18 protein-coding genes are annotated in these 25,348 nt (G+C 58.0%); 12 read left to right on the forward strand and 6 right to left on the reverse strand.

What is annotated here, in order from left to right; all coding sequences use genetic code 11:
* Positions 1–12: 12 nt before the first annotated feature.
* Positions 13–861, reverse strand: coding sequence for a MurR/RpiR family transcriptional regulator (locus tag B8P98_RS06975; RefSeq protein WP_080896818.1), 849 nt, complete (start codon positions 859–861; stop codon positions 13–15).
* Positions 862–1,095: 234 nt separating this feature from the next.
* Here B8P98_RS06975 and yfhb point away from each other — a divergent pair, with 234 nt between their 5' ends.
* Both yfhb and tadA read left to right on the forward strand, forming a co-directional pair.
* A complete protein-coding gene (gene yfhb / locus B8P98_RS06980; protein ID WP_217353409.1) occupies positions 1,096–1,707 on the forward strand; it encodes a phosphatidylglycerophosphatase C in 612 nt (203 codons plus the stop codon).
* A 62-nt stretch (positions 1,708–1,769) separates the two neighbouring features.
* Complete coding sequence (gene tadA / locus B8P98_RS06985; RefSeq protein ID WP_025711668.1) at positions 1,770–2,279, forward strand: tRNA adenosine(34) deaminase TadA; 510 nt, start codon at positions 1,770–1,772, stop codon at positions 2,277–2,279.
* Here tadA and mltF read toward each other — a convergent pair.
* Positions 2,276–3,892 (reverse strand): membrane-bound lytic murein transglycosylase MltF, encoded by a 1,617-nt coding sequence (gene mltF, locus B8P98_RS06990; RefSeq protein WP_080896819.1) that lies wholly within the window; start codon positions 3,890–3,892, stop codon positions 2,276–2,278. The genes tadA and mltF overlap by 4 nt on opposite strands.
* A 175-nt stretch (positions 3,893–4,067) precedes the next feature.
* Between mltF and purL the strand changes: the two genes are divergently transcribed.
* From purL to glnB, 5 genes are all read left to right on the forward strand, one after another.
* A complete protein-coding gene (gene purL / locus B8P98_RS07000) occupies positions 4,068–7,955 on the forward strand; it encodes a phosphoribosylformylglycinamidine synthase (RefSeq protein WP_025711671.1) in 3,888 nt (1,295 codons plus the stop codon).
* A 590-nt stretch (positions 7,956–8,545) separates the two neighbouring features.
* Entirely contained in the window at positions 8,546–9,982 is a 1,437-nt protein-coding gene (locus tag B8P98_RS07005) for a sensor histidine kinase (protein WP_025711672.1), read from the forward strand.
* A 17-nt stretch (positions 9,983–9,999) separates the two neighbouring features.
* Complete coding sequence (qseG, locus tag B8P98_RS07010) at positions 10,000–10,686, forward strand: two-component system QseEF-associated lipoprotein QseG (RefSeq protein ID WP_025711673.1); 687 nt, start codon at positions 10,000–10,002, stop codon at positions 10,684–10,686.
* Entirely contained in the window at positions 10,673–12,010 is a 1,338-nt protein-coding gene (gene glrR, locus B8P98_RS07015; RefSeq protein WP_025711674.1) for a two-component system response regulator GlrR, read from the forward strand. The genes qseG and glrR overlap by 14 nt, the downstream gene beginning before the upstream one ends.
* A 65-nt stretch (positions 12,011–12,075) precedes the next feature.
* A complete protein-coding gene (gene glnB, locus B8P98_RS07020; RefSeq protein ID WP_002914032.1) occupies positions 12,076–12,414 on the forward strand; it encodes a nitrogen regulatory protein P-II in 339 nt (112 codons plus the stop codon).
* Between the two features lie 74 nt (positions 12,415–12,488).
* Here the strand turns inward: glnB and hmpA are convergent, their stop codons facing one another.
* On the reverse strand, positions 12,489–13,679 hold the full coding sequence (hmpA, locus tag B8P98_RS07025; RefSeq protein WP_025711676.1) for an NO-inducible flavohemoprotein: 1,191 nt from the start codon (positions 13,677–13,679) through the stop codon (positions 12,489–12,491).
* A 325-nt stretch (positions 13,680–14,004) separates the two neighbouring features.
* Between hmpA and glyA the strand changes: the two genes are divergently transcribed.
* On the forward strand, positions 14,005–15,258 hold the full coding sequence (gene glyA, locus B8P98_RS07040) for a serine hydroxymethyltransferase (RefSeq protein ID WP_002914027.1): 1,254 nt from the start codon (positions 14,005–14,007) through the stop codon (positions 15,256–15,258).
* A gap of 55 nt (positions 15,259–15,313) precedes the next feature.
* Here glyA and B8P98_RS07045 read toward each other — a convergent pair whose 3' ends face one another.
* Complete coding sequence (locus tag B8P98_RS07045) at positions 15,314–15,736, reverse strand: DoxX family protein (RefSeq protein ID WP_012540860.1); 423 nt, start codon at positions 15,734–15,736, stop codon at positions 15,314–15,316.
* A gap of 73 nt (positions 15,737–15,809) precedes the next feature.
* Positions 15,810–17,006: an ROK family transcriptional regulator gene (locus B8P98_RS07050; RefSeq protein ID WP_025711677.1), complete on the reverse strand. Its 1,197-nt coding sequence runs from the start codon at positions 17,004–17,006 to the stop codon at positions 15,810–15,812.
* Between the two features lie 112 nt (positions 17,007–17,118).
* On the opposite strand from B8P98_RS07050, the gene B8P98_RS07055 reads away from it, so the two are divergent.
* From B8P98_RS07055 to B8P98_RS07070, 4 genes are all read left to right on the forward strand, one after another.
* Complete coding sequence (locus B8P98_RS07055) at positions 17,119–20,394, forward strand: DUF5107 domain-containing protein (RefSeq protein ID WP_025711678.1); 3,276 nt, start codon at positions 17,119–17,121, stop codon at positions 20,392–20,394.
* Positions 20,395–20,464: 70 nt separating this feature from the next.
* A complete protein-coding gene (locus tag B8P98_RS07060) occupies positions 20,465–21,901 on the forward strand; it encodes a sugar porter family MFS transporter (RefSeq protein ID WP_025711679.1) in 1,437 nt (478 codons plus the stop codon).
* Positions 21,901–22,734 carry an aldose 1-epimerase gene (locus B8P98_RS07065; protein WP_080896821.1) on the forward strand — a complete coding sequence of 278 codons (834 nt, stop codon included), beginning with the start codon at positions 21,901–21,903 and terminating at the stop codon, positions 22,732–22,734. Before B8P98_RS07060 ends, B8P98_RS07065 begins: the two co-directional genes overlap by 1 nt.
* Before the next feature lie 82 nt (positions 22,735–22,816).
* Positions 22,817–23,953 carry a 3-phenylpropionate MFS transporter gene (locus B8P98_RS07070; protein WP_025711681.1) on the forward strand — a complete coding sequence of 379 codons (1,137 nt, stop codon included), beginning with the start codon at positions 22,817–22,819 and terminating at the stop codon, positions 23,951–23,953.
* Here the strand turns inward: B8P98_RS07070 and csiE are convergent.
* Complete coding sequence (csiE, locus tag B8P98_RS07075) at positions 23,950–25,227, reverse strand: stationary phase inducible protein CsiE (RefSeq protein ID WP_080896822.1); 1,278 nt, start codon at positions 25,225–25,227, stop codon at positions 23,950–23,952. The two genes, B8P98_RS07070 and csiE, sit on opposite strands and share 4 nt — an antisense overlap.
* Positions 25,228–25,348: the final 121 nt, after the last annotated feature.

The raw sequence follows: 25,348 nt of genomic DNA on the forward strand, positions 1-25,348 counted from the left end.
CCCATTTGCTGTTCAGACCAGCTTTTTCACCAGCGCTTCGCTATGGCGAATGCGCTCCGGCGCTCGCTCCAGATCCTGCTGCACCAGCCCCATAAACAGCAGGTCGGTCAGCATCATTTGCGCGCTGGTGGAGGAGATGGCCGCGCTGCGCGTCGCCTGCTCTTCGGCGATGGTATACAGGCAGTGGGTCGCCTGCTGCTGCAGGGCGTTCGGGCTAAACCCGGTGATCGCCAGGATCTTGCAGCCTACGCGCAGCGCTTCACCTGCCGCCATATTGATCTCCCGGCGCTCGCCGGAGTAAGAGATAGCCAGCAGCAGATCGTCGCTGGACAGGGCCTGCACCGTCGCCAGCAGCGCGTGCATATCCTGCTCCGAGACAGCGTTGACGCCGATCTTCATCAGTTTCCAGCTAAAGTTACGCGCTACCAGACCGGAGGCGCCAATCCCGGTGACGATCACCCGGCGGGCGTTGCGCAGCAGCGTGACGGCTTCCCGCAGCGTTTCTTCAGTGTTGACGTCCAGCGAGGCATGCATGGCGGCGACATTGTCCTTAATCAGTTTTTCGCCCACCAGACGCAGCGGATCATCACCGCGAATATGGTTATGTACCGGGACGGACTGGGGATCCGGACTGCTGGCCAGCGCTTCACTGAGGGCCAGCTTCAGCGCCGGAAAGCCTTTGAATCCCAGCTTCTGGGCAAATTTAACCACGCTGGACTGACTCACACCGGCTTGCGCCGCCAGCTGCTGTGAGCTGAGGTGCCGGGTCTCATCGGGTTGACCCAGAATATAATCGGCCAACTTTTTGTCGCTCGCCGCCAGGGTGGGATAGCGCTGACGAATGCGCGTTAAACAGTTCATTGGAGCTCCGCTGGAGCCGTCCGGCTCGTGACTGACAGAATTTTTATTCGATTATAAGGGGTATACCACGAATTAAAAATTCTCAGGCCACAATTTTTCCTTAGCCTGCTACTGTCATTCTTCCTCAACGGCAGGGATGTTTTCCCGCTTTGCGGCGCAAGACTGTTAAGCTTAGATAACGAGAAGCGAGTCCTGAGATGAGGAGGCAGTTTGCAGCGCAGTGAACGGAGAGTGGTGTTTTTTGATCTGGATGGAACCTTGCATCAACAGGATATGTTCGGCAGCTTTCTGCGCTATCTGCTGCGCCGACTGCCGCTGAACCTGTTGCTGGTGGTGGCGATGGGGCCGGCGATCCTTGCCGGGCTGGCGGTGTGTGGGCGGGCGGCGCGCTGGCCGATGAGCCTCCTGCTGTGGGCGTCAACCTTTGGCCGTCGCGAGGCGGTACTGAAGCGGCTGGAAGCGGAATTTGTCGGCTGGTTTCGTCATCATGTGACGGCGTTTCCGGTGGTTCATGCGCGGCTCACGGCCTACCTGACCAGCACCGATGCCGATGTGTGGTTGATCACCGGCTCGCCGCAGTCGCTGGTGGAGCAGGTCTATCGCGATACCCTCTGGTTGCCGCGGGTCAATCTGATTGCCAGTCGCACCGCGCGCCGCTGGGGCGGCTGGGTATTAACCCTGCGCTGTCTGGGGCATGAAAAGGTGGTGCAGCTGGAGAAAAAGATTGGCGCCCCGCTGCGGCTGTACAGCGGCTATAGCGATAGCGAGCAGGACAACCCCTTGCTCGGCTTTTGCCAGCACCGCTGGCGTGTCACCCCTCAGGGAGAACTCCAGCAGCTGGAGTAATAGTGTGTAATTGATAGCGCCCATGTATAATGCGCCCCGCTTTTTCTGCTGGAGTGGCCGCTGTGTCTGACCTCGAACTCAATGATGAATACTGGATGCGTCATGCCCTGACGCTGGCGAAGCGCGCCTGGGAAGAGGGCGAGGTGCCGGTGGGCGCGGTGCTGGTGCATAACAACCAGGTTATTGGCGAGGGCTGGAACCGGCCGATAGGCCGTCACGACCCCACCGCGCACGCGGAGATTATGGCCCTCCGCCAGGGCGGCCTGGTGTTGCAAAACTACCGCCTGATCGACGCCACGCTGTACGTGACGCTGGAGCCCTGCGTCATGTGCGCTGGGGCGATGGTGCACAGCCGTATCGCCCGCCTGGTCTTTGGCGCCAGGGATGCGAAGACCGGCGCCGCCGGGTCGCTGATAGATATTCTGCACCACCCGGGAATGAATCATCGGGTTGAGATTAGCGAAGGCGTGCTGGCTGAGTCCTGCGCTTCAATGTTGAGCGACTTTTTCCGCTGGCGACGGGCAGAGAAGAAGGCGCTGAAGAAGGCCCGGGAGCAGCAAGGAGAGAATTAGTACGGATGGCCGGGGAGCTTTAACCGGGCATTATCCAGCTGTTTATCGGCGCGAAACTTGAAAAAGGGCAGGGTCGTTTCCTGCGGTTGTTCAAGCTCATGCGGGAGCACGGCCGGATAATCCTCCGCCAGGGCCAGCGTTTGCTGCTGCTGGCGCTCCTTCTCTGACAAATAGCCGACAAGGCTAATCTGATATTTGCGGATGTTTTCCACGTAGGCGTAGGCCTCATGGCCGCGGGCATAGCCGTATTTAAGTTTGCTGTAATAAGGCTTCTGGCTCAGCAACGGTAAACGCAGCTTAACGTCCGCCCAGCTGTTAGGGTTGCCTTTCTGTTTGCGGGTGAGCGCCATGGCGTCCAGCATATGGGCATAGCCCATATTGTAAGCGGCCAGCGCAAACCAGATGCGTTCGTCTTTCGGGATCGAATCCGGGACTTTATCCATCATATCCTGCAGGTAGCGCATGCCACCGTCGATACTCTGCGCCGCATCGGTGCGGTCTGTCAGCCCCAGGCTTTGTGCGGTATTGCGTGTCAGCATCATCATGCCGCGCACCCCGGTGGGGGAGGTGGCCTGTGGATCCCAGTGGGACTCCTGCCAGGCAATCGCGGCCAGCAGGCGCCAGTCAATCTCGCGAGCGTACTTTTCAAACAGCGGTTGCACCTCGGGGAGAATATTTTCCACCGCGCGCAGGAAGGTGCGGGTGTCGACATAATCGAAGTCGTTGCCGTGGCCGAGGTATTTCTCTTCCAGGCGGGCCAGCGTCCCGTCTTCATTAATGTTATTGAAGAAATCAAGCATCGCCGCCGACAGCGAATTATCCTCGCCACGAGCGCTAAACCAGGTGACCGGCTGTTCGTCGGTGATATCCAGCGCCACCGCCAGCTCCGGATGGACGCGCTGAAACAGGCTGACGGCCACCGAATCGGCGACGGTGTAATCAAGTTTACCGTCAATCACCGCCTGCATCAGAGCCGTGGTGCCGCGCTTCTCATCCACGCGCCAGGCAAGATCCGGGTATTTCTCCGCTTGCAAAGCCTGCAGATCGTTGATCGCCACATGGCCCGGGGCAATGGCAAGCTGCTCGGCGCTAAGCGCAGCGAGCGTGCGCGGCCGGGTATTGCCGACGCGATAGACCAGCTGTTGCGAAACGGAGTAGTAGGTAGGCCCGGCCTGGTAGTTTTTCACCCGCTCCTGGTTATAGACCAGACCGGCGGCCAGCATATCGGCCTGACCATCGTCGAGGTCGTCAAACAGCTGGCTGATGTTCTGCCGGACGGTTACCTTAAGCGTTACGCCCAGGTAGTCAGCAAACTGTTTCGCCAGTTCATAATCCAGACCGAACGTTTTATTGTTCATGGTGGTGAAGGTCATCGGCGAGTTAATGGTGCTGATGCGTAGCTCGCCGCGAGCGATAATGCCTGCCACCCGGTTTTCGGGTTTACTGGACCAGGGGATCGACGGCCACAGGGCCGCCGCCAGCAAAAGGGTGACAATGCCGATCAGCAGATAATTAATCTTTAATTTTTTCAGAGCGTTAATCTTCTGCAGCTTCAGGTTCCTCAGCAGGCGATGTCCGGAAAAAACGCAAGGTTGTCGTTGAATGAGCGGCATTCTGCTTAAGAATGCGCCAGTTGGCAACTTATTCGCGATGGACGTCACATTTATTGATAAAGCTGATGAATCATTTTATTTCTACGCAAACGGTTTCGTCGGGGCGCAGGATTCACTATAATGACGCCCGTTTCCCCCCCTGGCTCACCCTGAAAGCTTCGAAGACGAGAGACTTATGATGGAAATTTTGCGTGGTTCACCTGCACTGTCGGCATTCCGTATTAATAAACTGCTGGCACGATTTCAGGCGGCCAACCTTCCGGTAAGCGCCATATATGCCGAGTATATTCATTTTGCCGATCTGAACGCCCCGCTGAGTGCTGACGATCGCGAGCGCCTGGCGCGACTGCTTAAGTATGGCCCGAGCTTAAACAGCCATACCCCGACCGGTAAATTACTGCTCGTGACCCCTCGCCCTGGTACCATCTCTCCCTGGTCTTCTAAAGCTACCGATATTGCCCATAACTGCGGTCTGTCGCAGGTCGTGCGCCTGGAGCGCGGCGTGGCGTATTACGTTGAAGCCTCGACCCTGACCGAAGCGCAGTGGGCGGCCGTGGCCGCGGAGCTGCATGACCGCATGATGGAGAGCGTCTTCGACGCCCTGGAAGCGGGTGAGAAGCTGTTTGCCCACCATCAGCCGACGCCGGTCACCAGCGTTGACCTGCTTGGCGAAGGGCGTCAGGCGCTGATTGACGCCAACCTCCGTCTGGGGCTGGCGCTGGCAGACGACGAAATTGACTATCTGCAGGACGCGTTTACCCGTCTGGGCCGCAATCCGAACGATATCGAGCTGTATATGTTCGCCCAGGCGAACTCAGAGCATTGCCGCCATAAGATTTTCAACGCCGACTGGATCATCGACGGCGAACAGCAGCCGAAGTCGCTGTTCAAAATGATCAAAAACACCTTTGAAAAAACGCCGGATTACGTCCTGTCGGCCTATAAAGACAATGCCGCGGTGATGGAAGGGTCTGAAGTCGGACGTTACTTCGCCGACCACCAGACCGGACGCTACGACTTCCATCAGGAGCCGGCGCACATTCTGATGAAGGTGGAAACCCATAACCACCCGACGGCCATCTCTCCATGGCCGGGCGCGGCAACCGGCTCCGGCGGTGAAATTCGCGATGAAGGCGCCACCGGCCGCGGCGCGAAGCCGAAAGCGGGCCTGGTGGGCTTCTCGGTTTCCAACCTGCGTATTCCGGGCTTCGAGCAGCCGTGGGAAGAGGATTTCGGTAAACCGGATCGCATCGTCACCGCCCTGGACATCATGACCGAAGGCCCGCTGGGCGGCGCGGCGTTTAACAACGAATTTGGTCGTCCGGCGCTGAACGGCTACTTCCGCACCTATGAAGAGAAAGTTACCAGCCATAATGGCGAAGAGCTGCGCGGCTACCACAAACCGATCATGCTGGCCGGCGGTATTGGCAACATCCGCGGCGAGCATGTGCAGAAGGGTGAAATCACCGTCGGCGCGAAGCTGATCGTGCTGGGTGGCCCGGCGATGAACATCGGCCTCGGCGGCGGCGCGGCGTCTTCTATGGCCTCCGGCCAGTCTGATGCCGACCTCGATTTCGCCTCCGTACAGCGTGACAACCCGGAAATGGAGCGTCGCTGTCAGGAAGTGATCGACCGCTGCTGGCAGCTGGGCGACGCCAACCCGATCCTCTTTATCCACGACGTTGGCGCCGGCGGTCTCTCCAACGCCATGCCGGAGCTGGTGAGCGATGGCGGCCGCGGCGGTAAATTCCAGCTGCGCGATATCCTGAGCGATGAGCCTGGCATGAGCCCGCTGGAGATCTGGTGTAACGAATCGCAGGAACGTTATGTTCTGGCGGTCGCCCCGGAACAGCTGCCGCTGTTCGACGAGCTGTGCCGCCGCGAGCGCGCGCCTTATGCCGTTATCGGCGAAGCCACCGCGGAGCAACATCTGAGCCTGAGCGACAGCCACTTTAACGATCAGCCGATCGACCTGCCGCTGGACGTCCTGCTCGGCAAAACGCCGAAAATGACCCGCGACGTGCAGACCCTGAAAGCCCAGGGGAGCGCGCTGGATCGCCAACCAATTACCCTTGCCGATGCGGTAAACCGTGTTCTGCACCTGCCGACGGTGGCCGAGAAAACCTTCCTCGTGACCATCGGCGACCGCACCGTGACCGGTATGGTCGCCCGCGACCAGATGGTTGGCCCGTGGCAGATCCCGGTGGCCAACTGCGCGGTGACCACCGCCAGCCTCGACAGCTACTACGGTGAAGCGATGGCGATGGGCGAGCGCGCCCCGGTCGCCCTGCTGGACTTCGCGGCCTCTGGCCGTCTGGCGGTCGGCGAAGCGTTGACCAATATCGCCGCTACGCAGATTGGCGAGCTGAACCGCGTGAAGCTGTCGGCTAACTGGATGGCCGCCGCAGGTCACCCGGGTGAAGACGCTGGCCTGTATGAGGCGGTGAAAGCGGTGGGCGAAGAGCTGTGTCCGGCGCTGGGCCTGACCATTCCGGTCGGCAAAGACTCGATGTCGATGAAAACCCGCTGGCAGGAAGGCAGCGAGCAGCGTGAGATGACCTCCCCGCTGTCGCTGGTGATTTCCGCCTTCGCCCGTGTCGAAGATGTTCGTCATACCGTCACGCCGCAGCTTTCGACGGAAGATAACGCCCTGCTGCTGATCGACCTCGGTAAAGGCCACAACGCGCTGGGCGCGACGGCGCTGGCGCAGGTCTATCGCCAGCTCGGCGACAAGCCGGCTGACGTGCGCGATGTTGCCCAACTGAAAGGCTTCTGGGATGCGATGCAGGCCCTGGTGGCGCAGCGGAAACTGCTGGCCTACCACGACCGCTCCGACGGCGGCCTGCTGGTAACTCTGGCGGAAATGGCCTTTACCGGCCACTGTGGCCTGGAAGCGGATATCGCCGCCCTGGGGGATGACCGTCTGGCGGCGCTGTTCAATGAAGAGTTGGGGGCGGTGATCCAGGTGCGCGCCGCAGACCGTGAGGCGGTGGAGGCCATTCTGGCGGCTAACGGCCTGGCGGACTGCGTGCATTACCTCGGCAAAGCCGTCGAGGGCGATCGCTTCGTGCTGACCGCCAACGGTCAGACGGTGTTCAGCGAGAGCCGCACCACGCTGCGCATGTGGTGGGCGGAAACCACCTGGCAGATGCAGCGTCTGCGTGACAACCCGGCCTGCGCCGATCAGGAGCACGAAGCGAAAGCCAATGACGCCGACCCGGGCCTCAATGTGAAGCTCTCCTTTGATATTAATGACGACGTTGCCGCACCGTACATTGCCACCGGCGCGCGCCCGAAAGTAGCCGTTCTGCGCGAGCAGGGGGTGAACTCCCACGTTGAAATGGCGGCAGCCTTCCATCGTGCTGGTTTTGACGCTATCGACGTGCATATGAGCGACCTGCTGGCGGGCCGGACCGGTCTGGGTGATTTCCATGCCCTGGTGGCCTGCGGCGGCTTCTCCTATGGCGACGTGCTGGGCGCGGGTGAAGGCTGGGCGAAGTCGATTCTGTTCAACGAGCGCGTGCGCGATGAGTTCGCGACGTTCTTCCATCGTCCGCAGACCCTGGCGCTCGGCGTGTGTAACGGCTGTCAGATGATGTCCAACCTGCGCGAGCTGATCCCGGGCAGCGACCTGTGGCCGCGCTTTGTGCGTAACCAGTCTGACCGCTTCGAAGCGCGCTTTAGCCTGGTGGAAGTGACGCAAAGCCCGTCCCTGCTGCTGGAAGGCATGGTTGGCTCGCGGATGCCGATTGCGGTCTCCCACGGCGAAGGTCAGGTGGAAGTGCGCGACAGCGCGCATCTTGCCCAGCTGGAGAGCAAAGGTCTGGTGGCGCTGCGCTTCGTAGATAACTTCGGCAAAGTGACCGAAACCTATCCGGCGAACCCGAACGGTTCCCCGAACGGTATCACCGCGGTGACCAGCGAAAGCGGGCGCGCGACCATCATGATGCCGCACCCGGAACGCGTCTTCCGCACCGTAAGCAACTCCTGGCACCCGGAGAACTGGGGCGAGGACAGCCCGTGGATGCGTATCTTCCGTAACGCGCGTAAACAGCTGGGGTAATTTTCCCACGGCGTACCACGCGACCGTATCGGCCCCCTGCTCAGGCAGGGGGCTTTTTTATCTGTGATGGCCGGCACGCCAGGGTGTCGGGAATTACCGACAACGGCGATATTGCAGTGTCGTCAATAGGCGACATTTAAGTCATTGATTTAAATGATGAGTAATCGGTGGCTTATTTGGTGTCGCTAAATGGCGACAGTTTGAATATAAAATGAACAGTGATTACGCGACTGTTTTTGTGGTTGAAAGTCATATATATCAATGTGTTAATAAAATGTTTTGAAAGATGGCATAGTTCATGCATAATATTAACCAGTGGCTCATTCACCTTCTTATGTCAGCCCCTTCGGGACGCGCTACATAAACTTCGAATGACGCACAAACAGGTGCCTGCCGTCCAACTCCTGATAATAGCCTGGCTTTATCAGACATCGGGCGAAACGTCGAGTAAGGCACCGCCTCATTCCTGAACAAAGCCAGGCCTTGCGCCTGGCTTTGTTGTTTCTGCGGTGCAGTGGCCAGCGGTAGCGCTTTTCTCCGGCGCGCTCCTCGGTTAGCATCGACCAGAGCTAATGATTGAGACAAGATCCTTGAAGCGACTCTCCCTGTTTCCCCGTTCGCTGCGTCAGCTGGTGACGCTCTCCTTTGTGCTGATCCTGCTGCCGCTGCTGGTGCTGGCGTGGCAGGCCTGGCAGAGCCTGAATGCCCTTAGCGCCCAGGCGGCGCATATCAACCGCACCACGCTGGTTGATGCCCGACGCAGCGAGGCGATGATCAATGCCGCGCTGGAGATGGAGCGCAGCTATCGCCAGTACTGCGTGCTGGACGATCCGACGCTGGCGCGGGTGTATCAGAATCAGCGACAGCGCTACAGCCAGATGCTGGACGCGCACGCCGGTGTACTGCCTGATGAAAAGCTCTGGCAGGCGCTGCGTCAGGACGTTAGCGATCTGGCGCAGCTGCAGTGTAAAAACAGCGGCCCTGACGCCCAGGCAGCCGCCAGGCTCGAAACGTTCGCCAGCAATAATAGCGATATGGTGCAGGCGACCCGTGCGGTCGTCTATTCCCGCGGCCAGCAGCTGCAGCAGGAGATAGCCGAACGCGGCCAGTTTTTTGGCTGGCAGGCGCTGGTACTGTTTCTGCTGAGCCTGGCGCTGGTGCTGCTCTTCACCCGCATGATTATCGGCCCGGTGAAAGGCATCGAAAGAATGATCAATCAGCTGGGGGCAGGGAAGTCGCTGGACGATGCAGCATTGTTTACCGGCCCGCGCGAACTGCGCTCGGTGGGCAAGCGCATCATCTGGCTCAGCGAGCGCCTGGCGTGGCTGGAGTCGCAGCGGCATCAGTTTCTTCGCCATCTGTCGCATGAGCTGAAAACCCCGCTGGCCAGTATGCGTGAAGGCACTGAGCTGCTGGCTGACCGGGTCGCCGGGCCACTGACCTCTGAGCAGCAGGAAATCGTCGAGATCCTCGACAACAGTAGCCGTAATCTGCAAAAGCTGATTGAACAGTTACTGGACTACAATCGCAAACAGGCTGACGGCCCGGTGGCTCGCGAAGCGGTGGATCTGGTCGAGCTGGTGGAAAACGTTGTGGCGGCGCACAGTCTGCCCGCGCGGGCTAAACTGATGCATACCGAGCTGACACTGCAGGCGCGACACTGTCTGGCAGAGCCTGCGTTGTTGATCAGCGTGATGGATAATCTCTACTCCAATGCGGTGCACTATGGTGCTGAATCCGGTAACATCCGTATCCATAGCTACCGGCACGGAGAGCAGGTGCGTATTGATGTCGCCAACAGCGGCGAACCGATCCCGGCCGCGGAAAAAAATATGATTTTTGAGCCTTTTTATCAGGGAAGTCACCAGCGTAAAGGGGCCGTTAAGGGCAGTGGTCTGGGTTTGAGTATTGCCCGTGACTGCGTCCGGCAGATGCAAGGGGATCTCAGTCTGGTTGACGCACCCGCCGGGCAGGTCTGTTTTCGCATTACGCTCCCCGCAGCAGCACCGGAAAAATCCAATCTATGAATCGATATCGGGGAACTATGTCCCAATTCCTGGCCTGGCGCCGTTCGCTCAACGGATGGTTGCTCTCAGGCATTGCTTGTCTGACGCTGGCGGGGTGTTCCGCCGGCTTCTCACCGCATACCGCGGAAGGTAACGCCGCCCCCGGGCTGGCGCAGCATCAGGTGGCCGATTTTCTCGCCGTCGACTGCGCCGATATCTGGGCTTACAGCAGCGATGCCAGCGATAAAAATCCCCTTTACTGGCTACGGGGAATTGACTGTGCCGATCGTCTGGCGCCGGTGCAGGCGCGGGCGGAGGCGAAACGTCATACTGACGACAGCTGGCAGGACGCGTTCCGGCGCGGCATCCTGCTTGCTGATGCCAAAATTACCCCTGACGAGCGCCGCGAGCTGGTGGCACGTCTCGACGCCTTTAGCCCGCAAATTGCCGTACAGGTCCGCCCGCTCTATCAGCTCTGGCGTGACGGGCAGACCCGTCAGCTGCAGCTGGTGGAGGAACGAGCACGCTACGCGAAGCTTCAGCAGTCCAGCGATAGCGAACTGGAAACACTGCGCCAGCAGGAGCAGGCGCTGCGCGAACAGCTGGAGCTGACCACCCGTAAGCTGGAGAACCTGACGGATATCGAACGCCAGCTCTCCAGCCGCAAGCCGGGCGGCAATTTCGGCAGCGAAAAAGTGCCGGAGGTGATCCATGACGATCCGTAAACCGGCGCGTTTACTGCTGGTGGATGACGATCCCGGGCTGCTGAAGCTGCTGGGTATGCGCCTGGTCAGCGAAGGCTATAGCGTGGTCACCGCCGAGAGCGGGCCGGAAGCGTTGCGCGTGCTGGGGCGCGAGAAAGTGGACCTGGTGATTAGCGATCTGCGGATGGATGAAATGGACGGCCTGCAACTGTTCAGTGAGATCCAGAAGGGACAGCCCGGCATGCCGGTGATCATTCTCACCGCCCATGGCTCGATCCCTGACGCGGTGGCAGCCACCCAGCAGGGGGTGTTCAGCTTTTTGACCAAGCCGGTCGATAAAGATGCCTTGTATAAAGCCATTGATGAGGCGCTGGAGCAGCGCTCGCCGGCCACCGACGAAGCCTGGCGCCAGGCGATTGTGACCCGCAGTCCGCTGATGCTGCGCCTGCTTGAGCAGGCCGGAATGGTGGCGCAGTCGGACGTCAGCGTGCTGATTAATGGCCAGAGCGGGACCGGGAAGGAGATCGTCGCCCAGGCGATCCACAACGCCAGCCCGCGTCATGACAAGCCGTTCGTGGCGATCAACTGCGGCGCGCTGCCGGAACAGCTGCTCGAGTCTGAGCTGTTTGGCCATGCGCGGGGCGCCTTTACCGGCGCGGTCAGCAACCGCGAAGGGTTATTTCAGGCCGCCGAGGGCGGGACGCTTTTTCTCGACGAGATCGGCGATATGCCGGTTGCGCTGCAGGTGAAGCTGCTGCGCGTCCTGCAGGAGCGTAAGGTGCGTCCGCTGGGCAGCAATCGCGATATCGAGATCAATGTGCGGATCATCTCCGCCACCCACCGCGACCTGCCGAAGGCGATGGCCCGCGGCGAGTTCCGCGAAGATCTGTTCTATCGCCTCAACGTGGTGAATCTGAAGATCCCGCCGCTTTCCGAGCGTACGGAAGATATTCCGCTACTGGCCAACCATCTGCTACGCCAGTCCGCCGATCGCCATAAGCCGTTTGTCCGGGCGTTTTCCAGTGATGCGATGAAGCGGCTGATGGCCGCTAAATGGCCGGGCAACGTGCGTCAGCTGGTGAACGTAATTGAGCAGTGTGTGGCTCTGACCTCTTCACCAGTAATCGGCGATGCGCTGGTGGAGCAGGCGCTGGAGGGCGAGAATACCGCGCTGCCGACCTTCGTGGAGGCGCGCAATCAGTTTGAGCTGAACTATCTGCGTAAGCTGTTGCAAATTACCAAGGGCAACGTCACCCATGCCGCGCGGATGGCTGGACGCAACCGCACTGAATTCTATAAGCTGCTGTCGCGCCATGAGCTCGACGCCAACGACTTTAAAGAGTAGCTCCGCACTATAGCGCAAGTTATGATACGGTAAGCAACCGGTTACGCGACTAAGACAGGAACACCATGAAAAAGATTGATGCGATTATTAAACCTTTCAAACTGGATGACGTGCGTGAAGCGCTGGCCGAAGTCGGCATCACCGGGATGACGGTAACGGAAGTGAAGGGCTTTGGCCGCCAGAAAGGGCATACCGAACTGTACCGCGGTGCGGAGTATATGGTGGATTTTCTGCCAAAAGTGAAAATTGAAATCGTGGTGACCGACGATATCGTCGATACCTGTGTGGATACCATCATCCGTACGGCGCAGACCGGCAAGATTGGCGACGGCAAGATCTTTGTCTTTGACGTCGCACGGGTCATTCGTATCCGTACTGGTGAAGAAGACGACGCGGCGATTTAACTCTCGCCGCTCGCTGCAGTATTGCCGGGTGGCGCTGCGCTTACCCGGCCTACAAATCCCCGCGTCGTCGGGGCTTACAGGACCTTATGCGGGCCGAAACATTCGTAATGAATGTTGTCTTTATTAACCCCTAATTCTACCAGCTGCTTCGCTGCAAACTGCATAAACGCTACCGGGCCGCAGAGATAGAACTGCATCTGCGGGGCGCGAATATTGTCCGCCACTGCCGCTAAATCCATCAAACCTTCGCTATCAAAACGTCCAGTCTGACGGTCGGCTTCGCTCGGGTTGCGATACCACACGTGCGAGGTAAACGCCGGCAGCGCCGCGCCAAGCGCACTCACTTCATCGGCAAAGGCGTGAACGTCGCCATTTTCCGCCGCATGGAACCAGTTCACCTGACCCTGATGACCGCTCTTCGCCAGCGCATCCAGCATCGCCAGCATCGGCGTTTGCCCGACGCCCCCGGAGAGCAGGGTGACCGGCGTCTGTGGCTCAACGTTAAGGAAGAAGTCACCCGCCGGGGCGGCTAAATAGACCACATCGCCTTCGCTGGCATGGTTATGCAGCCAGCTGGAAACCTGACCGCCGTCCTCACGTTTTACCGCGATGCGGTAGCCTTTGCCGTCCGCTTTGCGGGTCAGGGAGTACTGGCGGATTTCCTGATACTCGAACGCCTCCGGTTTCAGCCAGATGGCCAGGTACTGGCCAGGCTGGTAATCGGCGACCGGCTGGCCATCAACCGGTTCGAGCTCAAAGCTGGTGATAAGCTGGCTGCGCGGGGTTTTCTTCACGATGCGGAACGCGCGGGTCCCTTCCCAGCCGCCGGTTTTACTGGCGTTTTGCTGATAAATTTCTGCTTCGCGGCCGATAAAGACGTTCGCCAGCACGCCGTAAGCTTTTCCCCAGGCATCAAGCACTTCCTGACCCGGGCTGAACATTTCATCGAGGGTCGCCAGCAGATGGCTGCCAACGATGTTGTACTGCTCCGGTTTGATCTGGAAGCTGGTGTGTTTCTGGGCGATTTTTTCCACCGCCGGCAGCAGGGCGGGCAGGTTATCGATATTGCTGGCGTAGGCGGCAATCGCGTTGAACAACGCTTCACGCTGATCGCCGTTGCGCTGGTTGCTCATGTTGAAGATCTCTTTGAGCTCCGGATTATGCGCAAACATGCGATCGTAAAAATGGGCGGTGAGCTTCGGACCGGTCTCTACCAGCAGAGGGATGGTGGCTTTGACCGTGGCGATGGTTTGAGCGTCGAGCATAGCGTGCTTCCTTGTGTGTTATCTTATTGATGCATTTTAAATGCATCTTAAAGAAATAACCCTGCGTTGTAAATGGTTCTTTAACACTTTCCCCCGATGCCGTTACAACATGAAGAATTTGCATCACAATCCTGAAAAGAAATCCGTTGATACTGAGAGAGGCGTTATTGCTCAAAGCCTTGTGTCATGCGGAGCCAAACGTTTGCGTAAAATCCTTTGTCAAGACCTGTTATCACAGAATGATTCGGTTATACTGTGGGCCGTTGTCCAATCGGACCGCCTTTTTAGGCCGAAATTTTATTGTTAGCTGAGTCAGGAGATGCGGATGTTAAAGCGTGAAATGAACATTGCCGATTATGATGCCGAACTGTGGCAGGCTATGGAGCAGGAAAAAGTACGTCAGGAAGAGCACATCGAACTGATCGCCTCCGAAAACTACACCAGTCCGCGTGTGATGCAGGCGCAGGGCTCTCAGCTGACCAACAAATATGCTGAAGGATATCCGGGCAAGCGTTACTACGGCGGCTGCGAATATGTCGACGTGGTTGAGCAACTGGCTATCGACCGTGCGAAAGAGCTGTTCGGCGCAGACTATGCTAACGTCCAGCCGCACTCCGGCTCCCAGGCTAACTTTGCCGTCTACACCGCGCTGCTGCAGCCGGGCGACACCGTGCTCGGTATGAACCTGGCGCAGGGCGGCCACCTGACTCACGGCTCCCCGGTTAACTTCTCCGGCAAACTGTACAACATCATCCCTTACGGTATCGATGAGTCCGGCAAAATTGACTACGACGACATGGCGAAGCAGGCTCAGGAACACAAACCGAAGATGATCATCGGTGGTTTCTCCGCTTACTCCGGTATCGTTGACTGGGCGAAAATGCGTGAAATCGCTGACAGCATCGGCGCTTACCTGTTCGTCGATATGGCGCACGTGGCAGGCCTGATTGCCGCTGGCGTGTACCCGAACCCGGTTCCGCATGCGCACGTCGTGACCACCACCACCCACAAAACCCTGGCGGGTCCGCGCGGCGGGCTGATCCTGGCGAAAGGCGGTAGCGAAGAGCTGTATAAGAAACTGAACTCTGCCGTATTCCCAAGCGCGCAGGGCGGCCCGCTGATGCACGTTATCGCGGCGAAAGCGGTGGCGCTGAAAGAAGCGATGGAGCCAGAGTTTAAAGTTTACCAGCAGCAGGTTGCGAAAAACGCCAAAGCAATGGTGGAAGTGTTCCTGAACCGCGGCTACAAAGTGGTGTCTGGCGGTACTGAGAACCACCTGTTCCTGCTGGATCTGGTTGATAAAAACCTGACCGGTAAAGAAGCTGACGCCGCCCTGGGCCGCGCCAACATCACCGTCAACAAAAACAGCGTGCCGAACGATCCGAAGAGCCCGTTCGTGACCTCCGGTATCCGTATCGGTTCTCCGGCGGTGACTCGCCGCGGCTTTAAAGAAGCGGAAGTCAAAGAGCTGGCTGGCTGGATGTGTGACGTGCTGGACAACATCAATGACGACGCGGTCATTGAGCGCGTGAAAGGCAAAGTGCTGGATATCTGCGCCCGCTTCCCGGTATATGCGTAAGCGTTAGCGTTGACATCAAAAAGGCCGCGTATGCGGCCTTTTTTGTCTCTGTTGATTAGCGGCGGTCGAGGGAGATCGCGCCGGGGCCGGTGATCGCCAGCAGCAGGAAGGCGCCGGCAATACTGACGTTTTTCCAGAAGTTAATCATGTTCGGCAATACCGCGTCGCCGGTCATATCCCAGTAATGATGGCCAATCACCGCCGTGCCCAGGGTGTAGAAGATAAAGATAACCGCCAGCGGGCGGGTGAAAAAGCCAAGCACAATCAGAATCGCGGCTGGCACTTCCATAATAACGGCGATAATCGCCGCCAGCGTCGGCATCGGCGCGCCGGAGGCGGCCATGTACTGCACGGTGCCGCCAAAACCCAGCAGTTTGGGATAGCCAAACAGAATAAACAGAACCACCACGGCGATGCGGGCGATGAGCAGCAACAGAGAGCGGGAAGCGCCAAAATCAAAATAGCGGAGTGTGTTCATAATCAGCTCGTTATGAGAGACGTGTGATTTAAACGTAATACACAAATTTGCGCTCCGCCACGTTCGTTAATGACTAAACCAACGTCTGCAATTGCTCCTCAACGTACAGATAACCTATTCCCATCAGCTGTTGGGCGCGGGTCAGCTGGCCAAAGCCGATTTGGGTGGCGTGCGCTCGCGGCGTATCCCGGTGGTCAAAGGGGTTGAAACCCGTTTGTTTGACGATATTTTCCAGCCACTGCTCACCAAAGGCGCAGCTGCGCCCGTAAAGCCAGATCTGATTAATATTTAATATATTCAGGAAATTATAGAGGCTTAAGCCAATGGCGTTGGCAGCGTTATCAACCCATGCGCGAATTTGCACATCTCCCTCTTTCCAGGCCTCAATGAGCGACGCCGTGGTTAACTGATCGGGGGAGAGCGTTGCTTCAGGCTGCGTTTTGAGCCACATTCGGGCCTGTTTTTTCAGCGCGCTGAGAGAGGCGACGGTTTCGAGGCAGCCGTATCTTCCGCAGTCGCAGGCTCTGCCGTCAGGATTAACAATCGTATGCCCTATCTGCCCGCTGCCGTACAGGCTGCCGCGATAAATATGATCGTTAATCACAAATGACGAGCCGATACCGTAGTCGACGTTGATCACGCAAAAATCCGGCTGTGTACCCTGATGTTGCCACTTCTCCGCCAGCGCCAGCATCACGCAGTCGTTATCCACCCGAACCTGCACGCCAAGCCGCTCCTCAAGCAGATACTTTATTTCGACCGGTGTTTTCCAGCGTGCCTGGGGCATGGTTTGTGAAACGCCGGTTATCGGATCAACCTGTCCATGTACGCCAAGTGCGAGATTGATGCTGTGCTGCGGGTAGCGGCGGTGGATATGCCGCCAGCATTCAACGATGGCCTCAAGCAGGGACGGTGGGGTGGGGGCGTTGACTGGCAAATACTGGTGCTCATCCACTGCCAGCAGGCGGGCGTCAGCAAGCTGATACTCAATGCTGGTCGGGGTGATATTCATGCACAGTGTCCAGGCGCCGTGTTCGGGGATCTGGTAGCTGCCGCTGTTCACGCCCCGTTTGCTCATGTGTTCCGTTGAGTGACTGATTAATCCCTCGCTCAGCAGCTCGGCGAGAATATTGCTCACCGCCGGAATGGAGAGTCCGGTGAGTTGAGAGAGCTGTGATTTACTGAGCTGCTTTTCCCGCCACAGATGGGAAAGAAAAATCGATTTATTGGCCTGCCGGACCCGGGCGTTATTAAAACCAGTACGCTGCATACACTTAACTCCCTTAACTATATTGCGTGAGCTTTGCGCATTTTAACAGCGAACTGGCGCTATAGACTCCTCTCATAGCATATTTTACTTCGTTTTGTTTAGTGGAGGCGTCATGTACGGTTCGGTTAAGGTCTGGCAGGAAACCATTTCATTACCAACGTGGACGACGGGAGCGGAAGATCCGAACCCTATGTTTCTGGAAAAACGTGTTTATCAAGGATCTTCCGGCAGCGTCTATCCCTACGGCGTGATTGATACCCTGACCGGCGAACGTGAAATGCGCGATTATCACGCCGTGTGGATGGAGAATGATTTCCTTCGGGTCATGCTGCTACCGGAGCTGGGCGGCCGAATTCATCGAGCATATGACAAAGTCAAACAACGTGATTTCGTCTATTACAATGAAGTGGTTAAGCCAGCCCTGGTAGGGCTTCTCGGTCCCTGGATCTCCGGCGGAATCGAATTTAACTGGCCGCAACATCACCGGCCGACGACCTTTATGCCGGTCGATTTTTCTGTTCAGCAGGGAAAGAACGGCGCCCAGACCGTATGGATGGGGGAAGCGGAGCCCATGCGCGGTTTGCAGGTTATGGCCGGGTTTACACTCTATCCTGACCGCGCGCTGATTGAAATCACTGGCAAGATCTTTAATGGTAACGCCACGCCGCGCCATTTCCTGTGGTGGGCCAACCCTGCAGTCAAAGGCGGCGATGCCCACCAGAGTGTATTCCCTCCCGATGTCACTGCTGTATTCGACCATGGTAAGCGCGATGTTTCTGCTTTCCCGATTGCCACCGGTACCTACTACAAAGTGGACTATTCTGCGGGAGTTGATATCTCCCGTTATAAAAACGTTCCGGTCCCCACTTCGTATATGGCGGAGAAGTCGGACTACGATTTTGTCGGCGCTTATCACCATGACGAGCGAGGTGGGTTACTGCATGTTGCCGATCACCACGTCTCTCCGGGTAAAAAACAGTGGAGCTGGGGCTATGGGGAGTTTGGCCAGGCCTGGGATCGAAATCTGACCGATGAAAATGGCCCCTACATTGAGTTAATGACCGGAGTCTTCACCGATAACCAGCCTGACTTTACGTGGCTGGCGCCTTATGAAGAGAAGGTGTTTGTGCAAAATTTCCTTCCCTATAGCGAGTTAGGGATGGTGCAAAACGCCAATACGCAGCTGGCACTGAAGCTGGTTCGCGAGTCTGGGCAACTGCAGCTTGGCGTGTATGCCGTTGCTCCGCTACATCATATCGTGGTTGAACTCAGCGCTGACCATCAGTCATTTTACGAAACTCAGCTGACGCTGAAGCCCGGTGAGAGCTGGCAGCAGACGCTGCCGGAAAATGGCGCCGGGTGCTTAACCCTCAAAGTGAAAAATGCCGAGAACCAATTACTGCTGGATTATCAGGAGCATATTACCCGGCAGACGCCGCTGCCCGATCCGGCGTCAGCGCCAGCGATGCCGGAAGAAATCCACAATAGTGACGAACTCTATTTTATCGGTCAGCACCTTGAACAATACAACTACGCAAGCCGCTATGCCGGAGATTACTATCGCCGGGCGATTGAGCTTGACCCGCAGGATTATCGCAATAATGTTGCCCTCGGTACCCTGGCGTTCAACTGTGCCGATTGGGCGCTGGCGGAGCAGTGTGCCCGCGCCGCGCTACAGCGCGCGCATCGTCTGAATAAGAACCCGCGAGATGGCGAAGCCAGTATGCTGCTTGCCAGCGTGCTGGAAAGGATGGGGGATGATGCAGGCGCCTGGGATCACTATTACAAAGCCTCCTGGAGCGGTAACTGCCGTGACGCCGCCTGGTGGTCGCTGGCGCGGCTGGCGATGAAGCGCGGTGATGTTGCCGATGCGCTGGAAAAAGTAAACACCAGTCTGCGGTTCAACGCCAGCAATCCTCTGGCGATGGGGCTGAAAGCGCTGGCATTAGCCAACAGTGGGCAGAAGCAAGCAGCGCTGGAGTTTATTTTCGCCTCTCTTGAACAATACCCATTGGGCTATCCGCTGCACTGCGCACGCTGGATGATTGAGCGGAGCGACGACGCGCGGGAGACCCTGCTGCGCATCACGGGGCGCAGAGGGGTCAACGCCAGCCTGCTGGCGGGCTGGCTGCTCTCTCTCGGACAGAAGCAGGCGGCGAAAGAGGTGCTTGAGGTTGTGGATTGTCAGGAAGCGCTGCCGATGCTGTGGCGTGCGTCCTTGAGCGATGACGCCAATAAACGGCAACAGTTTATTACCGAAGCCGAGCACTGCCATGCGCGGAAAGTACGTTTCCCCAACACGCTCGATGAAGTTCAGATGCTGCAAAACCTGAGCGATAGCGCTTTTGCCCGCTATCTGCTCGGTTGCTTCTGGTACAGCAAACGTCGCTATGAAGAGGCGGTGAGCTGCTGGCGCGAGACGCTGGAAAAATCTCCCGATTATGCGCCTGCTCATCGTCTGCTGGGCGTCTACTCCTGGAATAAACAGCAGGATGCAACGCAGGCGCTGGCTTATCTGCAGCGCGCCGTCGCGCTGGAACCGGAAAATGCGCGCTTCCTGTTTGAACTCGATTTTTTGCAAAAATTACTGGCCAGGCCGGTACATGAGCGACTGACGACGCTGGTGGAACGTAAAGCCGTGGTACTGAAGCGGGACGACCTGACCGCTGAGCTGCTAAGCCTGTGGAACGCGTCTGGTCATTATGCCGATGCCGCCGCGATTCTGGATACGCGCGTATTCCATCCCTGGGAAGGAGGAGAAGGGAAAATCACCGGCCAGTATTTGCTCAATCAGCTTCATCGGGCATTACAGTTCATCGAGCGTGAGGCGTTTAAACAGGCCATCGACTGTCTGAAAGCCGCATTACGCTATCCCGACAATCTGGGGGAGGGGCGACTGCCTGGGCAAACGGACAACGATATCTGGTATTTGCTGGGCTATTGCGCAGAACAGGCTGGGGATGCGCAGCAGGCGGCGGAATATTACCAGCTTGCCCGGCAAGGTGGCTCAACGCTGGACGCCGGGCGTTACTACAACGATCAACCCGCCGATTACCTTTTCTGGCAGGGCATTGCGCTGAGTAAGAGCGGTAAACCAGCGCAGGCCGAGCAGCACTTCCGCCATTTTATCGACTGGGCCGTGCAGCATCGGGATGACGTTCCGCAAGTTGATTTTTTTGCCGTCTCTCTTCCGGACCTGGTGGTTCTCGACGTATCAGCGCAGCAAAGACATCAGCAGCACTGCTTGTTTATTGAGGCGCTGGGACATCTGGGGCTGGGTAATGTATCCGCCTGCCAGCAGAGGATGCAGCAGCTTCTGCAAATCAACCCGGCTCATGATAAAGCGCATCTGATTCGCCATGCTCTGCAAAGCGGCATTTTTTCCTGAACCTGAAAGTGGCGGGCTCGGCCCGCCTGAACCCTACTGTTCCCTGCGTTTCCCTTATAGAGGAATCATTATGAATAACGCGCAGACACATTTGAAAATGGGCTACGTCTGGACGATTTGTCTGGTCGCTGCCTGCGGTGGTTTACTGTTTGGCTATGACTGGGTGGTGATTGGCGGCGCTAAGCCATTTTATGAAGCCTGGTTTTCAATTACCGACCCGGCGCAGTCGGGTTGGGCGATGAGCTCAGCGCTGTTGGGGTGCATTTTCGGCGCATTAATTTCGGGATGGTGCGCCGATAAACTGGGACGCAAACTGCCATTAATTCTTTCCGCTGTGCTGTTCAGCGCGTCGGCGTGGGGGACGGCGGTCGCCAGTCATTTCGACATGTTTGTGGTTTACCGCATTGTGGGTGGCGTGGGGATTGGTCTGGCATCCGCGCTCAGCCCGCTCTACATTGCCGAAGTTAGCCCGGCAGAGAAAAGAGGACGCTTTGTCGCGGTCAACCAGCTCACCATCGTGATTGGCGTGCTGGCCGCTCAGTTAATCAATCTGATGATTGCTGAACCGGTGGAGACGGGGGCGACGCAGCAGATGATTGTGGAGAGCTGGAACGGGCAGATGGGATGGCGCTGGATGTTCGGCGCGGAACTGGTTCCGGCGCTGGCGTTTCTGGTTCTGATGTTTTTTGTTCCCGAGTCGCCGCGCTGGCTCATGAAGGCCGGTAAACCGGAGCGCGCCCGGGCGGCGCTGGAACGCATTGGTTCTGCCGACTATGCCGACCGGATCCTGCGTGAAATCGCGCATACCCTGGAAAAGGATAACAACAAAGTTTCCTACGGCGCGCTGTTGGCTCCCCAGGTGAAACCGATTGTGATCATTGGCATGGTGCTCGCCATATTCCAGCAGTGGTGCGGGATTAACGTCATCTTTAACTACGCGCAGGAGATTTTTGCCTCGGCGGGGTTCGATATTAACAGCACGCTGAAATCGATCGTCGCGACGGGCGTCGTTAATCTGGTCTTTACCATTGCGGCGCTGCCGCTGGTGGATAAAATCGGTCGCCGTAAATTAATGCTGCTTGGCGCTTCGGGATTGACGCTGATCTATGTGCTGATCGCCGGCGCTTACGCCATGGGCATAATGGGGTGGCCGGTACTGTTGCTGGTGCTGGCGGCGATTGCTATTTATGCGTTGACCCTGGCGCCGGTGACCTGGGTGCTGCTGGCGGAGATTTTTCCCAACCGCGTACGTGGACTCGCGATGTCTTTAGGTACTCTGGCGCTTTGGATTGCCTGCTTCCTGTTAACCTATACTTTCCCGCTGCTGAATGCCGGCCTGGGCGCGGCAGGCAGCTTCCTGCTGTATGGCGTCATTTGTGCGGCCGGCTACCTCTATATCCTGCGCAACGTGCCGGAAACGAAAGGTATCACCCTTGAAGCGCTGGAAGAGCAGCTGGCGCAGCGTCATTCGGGCGTTAATGCGGCGAAGCAGGAGCAGATGCGCTAATGGCGGAAGAGTGGATTCTGGAAAACGCGCATCTGCGGATGCGCATCTCCTCCCTGGGTGGCAAAGTACAAAGTTTGTTCTCCCGGCAACATCAGGCTCCGGTGCTGTACGAAAACCCGGCGGGCGGCATGTTTCCTATGCTGCCATTGGCCAATCGCGTCGCCGGCAACCGTTTTACTTTTCATGGGCAGGAGATTGCCCTGCCTCGCCACCATGCCGACGAGCACTTCTTTCTTCACGGTGACGGCTGGTTACAGCGCTGGGAAATTATTGAGCACGGTGCCGGGTATTGTGTATTGCAGCTGCGTCGGCAGCATGCCTGCGGTTTCGATTATCTGGCGCAGCTCCGCTACCAGTTGCTGCGTAACCAGCTGATAGCGGAGCTAACGCTCACCCACTGTGGGGAGGCCCCAGCGCTTTACGGCTGCGGCTTTCATCCCTTTTTCCCTTTTGATGAGCGCAGTAAGGCCCAGTTCGAAGCCAGCGGCTACTGGCCGGAAGGGGAACATCATCTCCCTCTCGGCTGGCAAGGCGAACTGCCCGACTACGCTGATTTCAGCGTGGCGCAGTTCGGGGAGGATCGTTGGCTGAACGTGGGTTATTCCGGCTGGGGCGGGCGGGCGAGGGTAAGCAATGACGTGATGAATATCACAATTCTATCGCAAACTCCGTGGTTGATGCTTTTCAGAATGCAAGGTGAATCATTCCTTTGCCTCGAGCCGCAAAGCCATCCGGTAAACGCCCACAACATGGACGGGCAGCCGGGGCTGCGAGTTTTAGGCGCGGGAGAGAAACTGAATTTTTCGCTGAAAATCATCATCGAGGGGGCATAAATAACGAGCTATCAGCAGACAAGAGTATCTTGCGCCCGCCGGGGTTTATCGCCAGACTATCGCCACCATTCGGGAGGAAATCATGGTCTTGCACTCCACGCGCTGGCTGGCGCTCAGTTATTTCACCTACTTTTTTAGCTACGGTATTTTTCTGCCCTTCTGGAGCGTCTGGCTGGCAGGCAATGGACTGACTCCGGAAACCATTGGCATCTTGCTTGGCGCCGGGCTGGTGGCCCGTTTTCTCGGTAGCCTGCTGATTGCCCCGCGGGTCAGCGATCCCTCCCGGCTGATCGCCGCCTTGCGCGTGCTGGCGCTGTTAACCTTGCTCTTTGCGCTGGCCTTCTGGGCCGGCAGTCACGTGGCATGGCTGCTGGCCATTATCGTTGGCTTCAACCTGTTCTTTTCACCACTGGTGCCGCTGACGGATGCCCTGGCCAATACCTGGCAAAAGCAGATCACCATGGACTATGGCCGGGTGCGGCTATGGGGCTCCATTGCTTTCGTCATCGGTTCCGCGCTGACCGGCAAGCTGGTGAGCCTGTTTGATTACCGGGCGATCCTGTTGATGTTAAGCCTTGGCGTTGCCTCGATGCTGCTCGGCATGCTGCTCAAACCGTCGGTGATGCCGCAGGGAGAGTCGCGCCAGCAGCAGGGGGCCGGTCTGACGGCATGGCTGACGCTGGTGCGCCAGAGCTGGCGCTTCCTGGCCTGCGTTTGTCTGCTGCAGGGGGCGCACGCCGCCTACTATGGCTTTAGCGCCATCTACTGGCAGCAGGCTGGCTATTCGGCTTCGGCGGTCGGTTATCTGTGGTCGTTAGGCGTGGTGGCGGAAGTGGTGATCTTCGCATTAAGCAAAAAAGTGTTCCGCCGCTTCAGCGCGCGCGATCTGCTGCTGCTCTCCGCTGTGTGCGGGCTGATCCGCTGGACGCTGATGGGCTGGACCACGGCGCTGCCAGGGCTCATCCTCGCGCAGATCCTCCACTGTGGCACCTTCACGGTGTGTCACCTGGCGGCGATGCGCTATATCGCCGCCCGTCAGGGCAGCGAGGTGATCCGCCTGCAGGCCGTCTACTCGGCGGTGGCGATGGGGGGAAGTATTGCCATCATGACCGTCTTCGCTGGCTTCCTCTACCAGCACCTGCACCAGGGCGTATTCTGGGTGATGGCGATGCTAACGATCCCGGCGCTGGTTATTCGACCGAAAGCGGTAGCGGCCTAGTCTTCGAGCATCGCGCAGATATGCTGCTGCTGGCGTTCAGTAAAGCCGTTCTCCGCATGGATTAGCGGCGGCGAAAACAGCGGCAGCGCCGTCGCATAGGGGGTGACAATCAGTGTGACCCCTTTCGGTGTACCTTCCTTTTGAAAGCGCTCTACGCTCTGGTATTTGATATTTAGCGGCAGCAGCGTGAGTTCGCGCAGCTGCTGTTCCAGCGTCGCTTCAATATCCGGATTATCATCGGTCAGCAGCAGGACCTGCTTCTCGTGCAGGTCGCTTTTTTGCATCAGCCAGGCGCCAAAGATCACCGCGATTAAGCTGGTCTCCTCCTCATTAAAACGAATGTGCCAGGCCTCCTCGAATTCACCCAATGCCGCCTGGGTGGTGCGCAGTAAGCGGGGATAGAGCCGGCTCACTTCCTCTGTGAGCGCACTGTCGATGCCGATGGCAAACACGCTGCGGATCAATGCCTGCGACAAATGAATATAGAGTTGATCGCTGAGCCCCTGCTCATCACTGAACGACCTGCCGGCGAGGATCTGGAAGCGGTGGATCAGGCCGGAGATAGCCAGCCGCAGGCGGCGATCCTGCGGATGACCGTCGCGAAGCGGATCGGGAGTTTTGAGCAACATAAACAGCAATGAGAGGAAAAAGGGTTCCCCGACATGCGGCGGAGCCCCGACCCGGCGCTGCCAGTGGCGGACAATCTCCTGCGCCAGGGTAAACTCGGCGGCGGTCTGGGCCCAGTGCTGCTGTTCATCGTTAAAGTCAGGCGAATAGCCCCGGTGATGTTCAAGCAGGCAATACTGCAGGTACAGGCGCAGAAACTGCACGTCCCGGCAGTCGAACTGGCGATTGAGCGCCCGCGCGCAGCGATTGACCAGCGCCTGCAGATTGGTATCGTCGTATAAAGTGCGGGCGATACCTTCCTGTTTAAGCTGCGTTTTCAGCGCCGGGGTAAAATGATGGTTAACGAACTGCGGGCACAGACGCAGCCCCCGCCGCAGCGCATGCAGCAGACATAAACGTTGGTCGAGCGCGGCGCCTTCAATCCGATAGCTGCCGTCCACCTGTGACTGGAGGGTCAAGCGGTGGTAACGCTGAATTTCGCGTCCGGTCTCCTCAATATCCTGCCGGGCCGTGGTCTCATCAACGAGGTTGATTCTGCCAAGCCGTTCAGTCGTTACCGACTGCCCGGGCAGATAAAACATCAGGAGCACCTGGCTACGGCGCTGTGGACTGGAAAGCGCAGATGGTGGTTCAATGACGGTCATCATCTGGTAAGTTCCAGTTAGGGTTTCCGCTAAGGATAGACAATGACGGCGGTGGGGACAGGGAAGAGCGTCTGCTTTAGCTCAGGATTGCTGGCGAAGGTCACAGAATTTTTCACGTGAGGAA

It is taken from the genome of Klebsiella quasivariicola (assembly GCF_002269255.1).
GTDB classification, from domain to species: domain Bacteria; phylum Pseudomonadota; class Gammaproteobacteria; order Enterobacterales; family Enterobacteriaceae; genus Klebsiella; species Klebsiella quasivariicola.

Excerpts from the sequence above, each read along its gene's own strand:
- B8P98_RS06975 (WP_080896818.1), bottom strand. The coding sequence starts at position 861 with ATGAACTGTTTAACGCGCATTCGTCAGCGCTATCCCACCCTGGCGGCG.
- mltF (WP_080896819.1), bottom strand. The coding sequence starts at position 3,892 with ATGCCGCTCATTCAACGACAACCTTGCGTTTTTTCCGGACATCGCCTG.
- purL (WP_025711671.1), top strand. The coding sequence starts at position 4,068 with ATGATGGAAATTTTGCGTGGTTCACCTGCACTGTCGGCATTCCGTATT.
- qseG (WP_025711673.1), top strand. The coding sequence starts at position 10,000 with ATGTCCCAATTCCTGGCCTGGCGCCGTTCGCTCAACGGATGGTTGCTC.
- glrR (WP_025711674.1), top strand. The coding sequence starts at position 10,673 with ATGACGATCCGTAAACCGGCGCGTTTACTGCTGGTGGATGACGATCCC.
- glnB (WP_002914032.1), top strand. The coding sequence starts at position 12,076 with ATGAAAAAGATTGATGCGATTATTAAACCTTTCAAACTGGATGACGTG.
- hmpA (WP_025711676.1), bottom strand. The coding sequence starts at position 13,679 with ATGCTCGACGCTCAAACCATCGCCACGGTCAAAGCCACCATCCCTCTG.
- glyA (WP_002914027.1), top strand. The coding sequence starts at position 14,005 with ATGTTAAAGCGTGAAATGAACATTGCCGATTATGATGCCGAACTGTGG.
- B8P98_RS07045 (WP_012540860.1), bottom strand. The coding sequence starts at position 15,736 with ATGAACACACTCCGCTATTTTGATTTTGGCGCTTCCCGCTCTCTGTTG.
- B8P98_RS07050 (WP_025711677.1), bottom strand. The coding sequence starts at position 17,006 with ATGCAGCGTACTGGTTTTAATAACGCCCGGGTCCGGCAGGCCAATAAA.
- B8P98_RS07055 (WP_025711678.1), top strand. The coding sequence starts at position 17,119 with ATGTACGGTTCGGTTAAGGTCTGGCAGGAAACCATTTCATTACCAACG.
- B8P98_RS07060 (WP_025711679.1), top strand. The coding sequence starts at position 20,465 with ATGAATAACGCGCAGACACATTTGAAAATGGGCTACGTCTGGACGATT.
- B8P98_RS07065 (WP_080896821.1), top strand. The coding sequence starts at position 21,901 with ATGGCGGAAGAGTGGATTCTGGAAAACGCGCATCTGCGGATGCGCATC.
- B8P98_RS07070 (WP_025711681.1), top strand. The coding sequence starts at position 22,817 with ATGGTCTTGCACTCCACGCGCTGGCTGGCGCTCAGTTATTTCACCTAC.
- csiE (WP_080896822.1), bottom strand. The coding sequence starts at position 25,227 with ATGATGACCGTCATTGAACCACCATCTGCGCTTTCCAGTCCACAGCGC.